Origin of the sequence: Candidatus Frankia alpina (assembly GCF_902806485.1) — a bacterium.
GTDB classification, from domain to species: domain Bacteria; phylum Actinomycetota; class Actinomycetes; order Frankiales; family Frankiaceae; genus Frankia; species Frankia alpina.
This window is the reverse complement of sequence record NZ_CADCWT010000008.1, coordinates 46,806-54,290: the sequence shown is the minus strand read 5'-3', so window position 1 is coordinate 54,290 and position 7,485 is coordinate 46,806. Positions and strand designations below refer to the sequence as shown.

Genomic DNA, 7,485 nt, shown 5'->3' with positions numbered 1-7,485 from the left:
GCACGGGCGGGCGCTCGCGGCGCTCACGACGCTCCCGGCAGCGCACGGGTGGCCGTCGCGGGCGGCAGGCCGGCCGCGAGACGCGCCCGCTGGGCACGTACGGCCGCCCCGCTCAGGGCGTCGATGGCGAGCTCCCGAGCGTCGGCGCCGAGGACGGCGGTGGCGTCATGGGCTGCCGCGGCGCAGGCGTCCTCGATCTGGGCCAGCAGGGCCAGCGAGGCGGCGACGCTGACCGGCGTCGCGGGGATCCGGTAGGCGGGCAGCGCCGGAGGGGCCTGACCGCCCCGGGCGCCGATCACGGCGACGAGATCGTCGCGCAGCGCCTGATGGGCGACCCAGCTCAGCCGGGCCAGCTCGCGGGCGCCGGCGGCCGCGGGGCCCAGCGGCGCGAGCACCCCGCCCGCGGCCGCGGCAGCGTAGATCGCGGCGTGGGTGGCCGTGAGCATCGTGTTCAGGGCGTCGACGACGGCCGCCTGACCGGGAGCCGACGGGTTCTGCCGGGCCGCCCGAGTCTCGGCGGGGGCGGCCGCGACGACCCGTCGGCCCCGCCTGCCCGGGGTCACCCGACGCTCCCGGCGGTCGCGGCCGGCCGGCCGGAGTTGACCTGCGTGAGGTAGAGGTCGAGCAGTTCCACCTGCGCGACACCGGCGGCGTGCAGGCTGGCCAGCGACGGCGCGAGCAGGCCGCTTACGCGCAGGCTGTCCGTGCGCGCCGCGGCCGACGCTCTGCTCTCGGTGGCACGTAGCGATGCCAGCGTCGCCGCACGGGCCGTGGGCGACTCGTCGACCCCGCCGGCTGTGGCCGCCACTCCGGCCGGCGCGGACGCCGTCGGGTTCGATCCGGCCGTCCCGGCCGGCGGGCTGGTCGCCACCGCGGCTGGGACCTGTGCTCCCAGCGCCGACATGGCGACCTCGTGATGGGCACGCAGCGGGTCGAACAGGAAGCGCAGGGACGGATGCCGTCCCGCCGCGGTCCGGTACGCGGCAGCTAGCGCCGTGGCGCGGACGACCGCGTCCCGGGCCGCGGCCGTGTCGCCCGCTGGGAGCCCGCCGCTCGTCTCGGTCGGGGGCGAGACTGTCGTGGCGCAGCCGGCCACCCCGATCGTGTCGGCGAGAGCAAGCCCGCCGATCCCCAGCAGGATCCGTCGCCGCGAGACGGGTGTGCGCAACGCCGGGTCCACGGTCCCGAGCTTCGCACATCCCGTGGACCGGGCCGACCGCCGTCCGGACCCTGCGCGGATGATCGGTGCGCGGGCCGCGGCCAACGGGCGCTGCGGCGGACGTAGGCTATGGATCTCATCTCGTCCGCCACCGCTGTGGTCCGGTGGGCTCGTGGGCGGTGGTCCGTCGGCGGGAGTTGCCGTGCGTCGTCGTCGTTCAACCCGCAGGTAAGTCCGTAATGTCCGGCCGAACCTGGGTATCGCCTCCGGTAGCCGGTAGCCGGTAGCCGGTAGCCGGTAGCCGGTAGTCGGTAGTCGGTAGCCGGTAGCCGGTAGCCGGTAGCCGGTAGCCGGTAGCCGCCGGTGTGACGGCCTGTGGCGGTGGGTGGGCGGCAGTGGGCGGTGAGACGATCGGGGCAGGCGCGAATGTGGGAAGGGACGGACCAGGTGTCAGGGGCGGGGGAGTCCGGTCACGGACGGGGCCGAGGCTCATCCGGGGCGACTCGGCGGGCGGGTACTGTCCGGCCGGCGTTGCGCGACCGGTTGACGTCCGGCCTGGCCGGGGTCGGTCTCGATCTCGAGGACGTGACGGTGAGCCGGGCCGGTTCCCGCAGCCTGGTTCGGGTCGCGGTGGACCGCGACGGCGGTATCGACCTGGACGCGGTGGCGGAGGCCGCCAGAGTGGTCTCGGATCTGCTCGACGCGGCGGAGGCGGCTGGTGAGGGGCCCACCGCAGGCCCGTACGTCCTGGAGGTCACCTCCCCGGGGGTCGACCGGCCGCTGACCGTTGCGCGGCACTGGCGCCGAGCCGTCGGGAGGCTCGTAACCGTGCGTGACAGTGCCGGGGACGTCCTGTCCGGCCGGATGCTGTCCGCCGACGAGGACGGGGCCGATCTGGCCGTCGCCACGGGTCCGGCCCGGCGCGGGCGGCCGCAGCGGCGCCGTGTTGCGCGGGTCACCTATGCGCAGGTCGAGCGAGCGACGGTGGAGGTCGAGTTCTCGACCGAGGGGAATGATGATCTTTCCGATGAGTCGCTGTCGCAACCGTCGGCTGGTGCGCCGCAATCCCCGGTTTCCGACGTGAGCGCCGATGCGCCGCGGGCGCATGCCGCCCGTGACGGCGCGGTGCAGGACGATCTCCCGGCGTCGCCGGGGCCGGTATCCAACGACGAGGGCCGCCAGGTCGACGCCCAGGGCGCGGCCGGTGAGGAGATGACCCGGTGAAGCTCGACGTGGCCGCGTTGCGCGGTATCGAGCGGGAGAAGGACATCGCCTTCGACACCCTGGTGCAGGCGATGGAAACGGCTCTGCTGACGGCGTATCACCACACCGCGGGATCGGCCCCCGATGCCCGGGTGGTCATCGACCGGACGACGGGGGAGGTGTCCGTTCTCGCCCGCGAGCAGGGTCCCGACGGGACCAGTCGGGAGTATGACGACACGCCGGCCGACTTTGGCCGAATTGCGACCATGACGGCGAAGCAAGTGATCATGCAGCGGCTGCGCGAGGCGCAGCAGGAGGTTACCTACGGGCAGTATGCCGATCGTGAGCACGAGGTCGTCTCCGGCGTGGTGCAGCATCACGAGCAGCGGGCCGGTTCCAAGGTGGTGCTGGTCGATCTGGGCACGATCGAGGGTGTCCTGCCGCCAGCCGAGCAGGTCCCCGGCGAGCGGCTCGAGCATGGCGACCGGATCAAGTGCTATGTGGTGCACGTCGCCCGTGGGCCGCACGGCCCCACCGTGACCCTGTCGCGAACCCACCCCGAGCTGCTCAAGGGCCTGTTCCGGCTGGAGGTGCCCGAGGTCGCCGACGGCACCGTGGAGCTCGCCGCGATCGCCCGTGAGGCGGGCCACCGCAGCAAGATCGCCGTCCGCTCGAAGGTGGCCGGGGTCAACCCCAAGGGCGCCTGCATCGGGCCGATGGGCAGCCGGGTGCGCGCCGTCATGGCGGAGTTGCACGGCGAGAAGATCGATATCGTCGACTGGTCGGCGGACCCGGCGTCCTTCGTCGGCAGCGCCCTGTCGCCGGCCCGGGTGGCCCGGGTCGAAGTGACGGATCTGGCGAGCCGGTCGGCGCGGGTCGTCGTCCCCGACTACCAGCTGTCGCTGGCGATCGGCCGGGAGGGGCAGAACGCGAGGCTGGCGGCGCGGCTGACCGGATGGCGCATCGACATCCACTCCGACACGGAGGATCGGGCCGGCGAGCCGCCGGCCACCGCCGAGCCGCCGCCCGCGGGAGTGCCGCGGGGGTCCGGGCCATCCGGGGGCCCGCGCCGCTCTCCCGCCGCGGGTGGTCACTCCCGGGGTCGGGCGGGATAGACTCATGATGGCGTGTCGTGTGGAGCCCGTCCGTACCTGTATCGGATGTCGAAGCCGCGCGCCGAGTTCCGACCTACTGCGTATCGTCGTGGACAGCGGCGAGCTCCTGCCGGATGCTCGTCGCCGCATGCGTGGTCGGGGTGCGTACGTGCATCCGGATCACACCTGTCTCGATCTCGCGGAGCGGCGAAAGGCGTTCCCGCGGGCCCTGCGGGTATCGGGTCCGCTCGAGTTGGGGCAGGTCAGGCGCTACCTGGAGCGGCTCCGTCCCACGGCGGCCGGACGTTCGCGGGATTGGACCGCCGCGACGGTTCCGGATGGGACGGAAGTCGGGTAAAGGTAAAGAGGTAACGGGTGGTCCGCGGCAGCGGAGCGCCCGGGGCAGACGGGACGGACGCCGCCACCTACGGCGCCCGGTCCGGGAGGCGGCGCCACATGACGTCGACAGGGAAGCAGGTCGAGACAGCGATGATCGCTCAATGAGCACCCGGCCATGATCACGACCGGCAGGTAACGAGGTCACGCGGGCACGGACCGCGGGCCGATCGAAGGAGCACCGTGGCAGGAAAGGCCCGCGTACACGAGCTCGCCAAGGAGCTTGGTGTCGACAGCAAGACCGTGCTCGCCAAGCTGAAGGACCTGGGCGAGTTCGTGAAGTCCGCTTCGTCCACCGTCGAAGCCCCCGTCGTCCGCAAGCTGAAGGAAGCCTTCCCCACCGAGGGCGGGTCCGCCTCGGGCGGGCGTCCCGGTGGTCGGCCGGTGCCCGGCAACGGCGCCCGTCCGGCCCCGCCGCGCCCCGGCCTCGCGCCCCGGCCTGGCCCCCGGCCAGTCCCGGGTCGTCCCGGCGCTGCCGGCCGTCCCGGTCCGGCCGCGCCGCAGGCGCCAAGCGCGCCGGCAGCTCAGCCGCGGCCCGCCGCGGCGAGCGCGGCTGCGCCGCCGTCCGCCCCGCCGGAGTCGACCCCATCGGTGTCGTCCGCGCCGGCGTCGTCCCCGACAGCTCAGTCGGGCCTCCGGCCCGGTCCGCGCACCGCTGGCCCCGCGGCCCCCGGTCGCGGGCGTCCCGGCGCATCGGTGCCGCCGGCCGGCGGCAGCGCTCCCAGCGGTCCGGCCGCCGGTGGCCCGCGCCCCGGTCCGCGCCCCGGCCCCCGGCCGTCCGCGCCCGGCAACAACCCGTACACGACGCCGTCCGCCGGGCCTCGCCAGTCGGCCGGTCAGTCCGGTTCGGGTCCGGCCTCCCCGCCGCGACCGGGTGCGCCTCGCCCGGGTCCCCGCCCCGGTGGCCCGCGTCCCGGTGCCCCCGGCGCCGGCGGTCCTCGGTCCGCGCCGGGCGGGATGCCGCCTCGCCCGGGCTCGCGTCCTGGCTCCGGCTCTGGCGGGATGCCGCCGCGGCCGGGCGGTAGCGGCGGGCCGCGGCCCAACGCGAACATGTTCCAGCCCCGTCCCGCAGGCGGTGCGCCGGGTCGTCCCGGTGGCGGCGGCCCGCGTCCCGGCGGTTTCGCCGGTCGCGGCGGTGCTCCCGGCCGTCCCGGCGGCGGTGGTGGCGGCGCTGGTGCCGGTGCGCCGGGTCGTCCCGGTGGTGGTGGTGGCGGTCGTCCCGCGGCGGGTGGTCGCGGACGTGGCGGAACCACGGCGGGCGCGTTCGGCCCGGGTGGCCGCGGTCGTCCCGGCCGTCAGCGCAAGTCCAAGCGGGCGAAGCGGCAGGAGTGGGAGAGCGGCCTGGAGGCGCCGCGGATGGGCGCGATGGTCCCCCGTGGCAACGGGCAGGCCATCCGTCTACCGCGGGGCGCCTCGCTGGCCGACTTCGCGGACAAGATCGACGCGAACCCCGGCGCGCTGGTCCAGGTCGTCTTCACCCAGCTCGGTGAGATGGTGACCGCGACGCAGTCCTGCACCGACGAGACGCTGCAGTTGCTCGGCGTGACTCTCGGTTACGAAGTGCAGATCGTCAGCCCGGAGGACGAGGACAAGGAGCTGCTGGAAAGCTTCGACCTTTCCTTCGGCGGCGCGTACGGCGACGATGTCGAGCTCAGCATCCGGCCGCCGGTCGTGACCGTCATGGGCCACGTCGACCACGGTAAGACGAAGCTGCTCGACGCCATCCGCTTCACCGACGTGGTCGGCGGCGAGGCCGGCGGCATCACCCAGCACATCGGTGCCTACCAGGTGCGGGCCGTGGTCGACGGCGACGAGCGGCCGATCACCTTCATCGACACCCCGGGTCACGAGACCTTCACCGCCATGCGTGCCCGTGGTGCCCAGGTCACCGACATCGTGGTCCTCGTGGTCGCGGCCGACGACGGGGTGAAGCCCCAGACCATCGAGGCGCTCAACCACGCCCAGGCGGCCGGGGTGCCGGTCGTCGTGGCCGTCAACAAGGTCGACAAGGAGGGCGCCGACCCGGCGAAGGTGCGGGGTCAGCTCACCGAGTACGGCCTGCTCGCCGAGGAGTACGGCGGCGAGACGATGTTCGTCGACGTCTCCGCTCGGAACAAGACGAACATCGACGGGCTGCTCGAGGCCATCATCCTGACGGCCGACGCGTCGCTGGACCTGCGGGCCCCGACGGGCACCGAGGCCCAGGGCGTCGCGATCGAAGGCCGGCTCGACCGCGGCCGTGGCCCAGTGGCGACCGTGCTGGTTCAGCGCGGCACGCTGCGGGTCGGCGACTCGGTGGTCGCCGGTGAGGCGTTCGGCCGGGTCCGCGCGATGCTCGACGAGCACGGTGACCAGGTGACCGAGGCGGGCCCGGCCCGTCCGGTGCAGGTGCTCGGTTTCACCAGCGTCCCCGACGCTGGTGACAACTTCCTGGTGGTCCCCGAGGACCGGGTGGCTCGCCAGATCGCCGAGCGCCGGCAGGCCCGCGAGCGCAACGCCGAGCTCGCCCTCAGCCGTGGCCGTCCGACGCTGGAGACCATCCTCGAGCGGATGAAGGAGGGCGAGAAGACCCAGCTCAACCTCATCCTCAAGGGCGACGTCTCCGGTTCGGTCGAGGCTCTCGAAGACGCCCTGCTCAAGATCGATGTCGGCGACGAGGTCGGTTTGCGGATCATCGACCGTGGGGTCGGTGCGATCACCGAGACCAACGTCATGCTGGCGTCGGCGTCGGACGCGGTCATCATCGGCTTCAACGTCCGCCCGCAGGGCAAGGCGACGGAGCTGGCTGACCGCGAGGGCGTCGAGGTCCGGTACTACTCGGTGATCTACCAGGCCATCGAGGACATCGAGAATGCTCTCAAGGGCATGCTCAAGCCGGTCTACGAGGAGGCGCAGCTCGGTACCGCCGAGGTGCGAGAGGTCTTCCGGGTGCCGCGGATCGGAAATGTCGCGGGTTCGCTGGTCCGCTCCGGCATCATCCGCCGCAACACCAAGGCCCGCCTCATCCGCGATGGTGTGGTCGTGGCGGACAACCTCACGGTCGAGTCCCTCAAGCGGTTCAAGGACGACGCCACCGAGGTTCGTGAGGGCTACGAGTGCGGTATCGGTCTTGGGTCGTTCAACGACATCAAGGTCGACGACGTCATCGAGACCTTCGAACAGCGGGAGGTTCCCCGCGCCTGAGGCACACCGCCGGTGGGTGCCGGCCGGTCGGGCGCATGCGCGTCCGGTCGGCATCCACCGCTCGTGCCGCAACGCGGGTAGCGATCATGTGGATCGGAACTCTCAGCCTTGACCTGCTGCTCGGGGACGTGCATTCGCTGAAGGAGAAGCGTTCGGTGGTCCGGCCGATCGTGGCCGAACTGCGCCGACGCTTCGCGCTCAGCGTCGCCGAGACGGGGCATCTCGAGCTGCACCGCCGAGCCGAGATCGGGATGGCGGTCGCCGCCGCCGACCGTGCGCACTGCGTCGAGGTTCTGCGCGCCTGTGAGTAGCTGGTGGCGGGACGACCCGAGGTCGAGATTCTCGCCGCGCGCGAGCGCTGCCTGGCCGAGGACGACGCCGACGCGCAGTTCCGCCAGCCTGCCGACAACACCGACTGAGCCGATCACCGCGGGGGTGGCCAGCCCACCG

The 7,485-nt window shown here is 73.4% G+C and carries 6 protein-coding genes and 1 pseudogene; 5 read left to right on the top strand and 2 right to left on the bottom strand.

Annotated elements, in window-relative coordinates:
* Positions 1-23: 23 nt before the first annotated feature.
* Together G6R25_RS02485 and G6R25_RS02480 are read right to left on the bottom strand one after the other, a co-directional pair.
* The gene (locus G6R25_RS02485; RefSeq protein WP_205446802.1) at positions 24-563 is read right to left on the bottom strand and encodes a DUF4439 domain-containing protein; all 540 of its coding nucleotides are present in this window, start codon (positions 561-563) and stop codon (positions 24-26) included.
* Positions 560-1,168: a hypothetical protein gene (locus tag G6R25_RS02480; protein ID WP_235947179.1), complete on the bottom strand. Its 609-nt coding sequence runs from the start codon at positions 1,166-1,168 to the stop codon at positions 560-562. Before G6R25_RS02480 ends, G6R25_RS02485 begins: the two co-directional genes overlap by 4 nt.
* A gap of 417 nt (positions 1,169-1,585) precedes the next feature.
* Between G6R25_RS02480 and rimP the strand changes: the two genes are divergently transcribed.
* The 5 genes and pseudogenes from rimP (at position 1,586) to G6R25_RS02455 (ending at position 7,454) form a co-directional block, all read left to right on the top strand.
* Positions 1,586-2,383 carry a ribosome maturation factor RimP gene (gene rimP, locus G6R25_RS02475; protein ID WP_419469295.1) on the top strand — a complete coding sequence of 266 codons (798 nt, stop codon included), beginning with the start codon at positions 1,586-1,588 and terminating at the stop codon, positions 2,381-2,383.
* Positions 2,380-3,477: a transcription termination factor NusA gene (nusA, locus tag G6R25_RS02470; protein ID WP_163551493.1), complete on the top strand. Its 1,098-nt coding sequence runs from the start codon at positions 2,380-2,382 to the stop codon at positions 3,475-3,477. Before rimP ends, nusA begins: the two co-directional genes overlap by 4 nt.
* Before the next feature lie 4 nt (positions 3,478-3,481).
* Positions 3,482-3,814, top strand: a complete 333-nt coding sequence (locus G6R25_RS02465; RefSeq protein WP_336500380.1) for a YlxR family protein — start codon at positions 3,482-3,484, stop codon at positions 3,812-3,814.
* 221 nt (positions 3,815-4,035) lie between these two features.
* Positions 4,036-7,035, top strand: a complete 3,000-nt coding sequence (gene infB / locus G6R25_RS02460) for a translation initiation factor IF-2 (RefSeq protein WP_163551491.1) — start codon at positions 4,036-4,038, stop codon at positions 7,033-7,035.
* Between the two features lie 86 nt (positions 7,036-7,121).
* Positions 7,122-7,454: pseudogene (locus G6R25_RS02455) on the top strand (DUF503 domain-containing protein).
* The last annotated feature ends 31 nt before the right edge of the window (positions 7,455-7,485 follow it).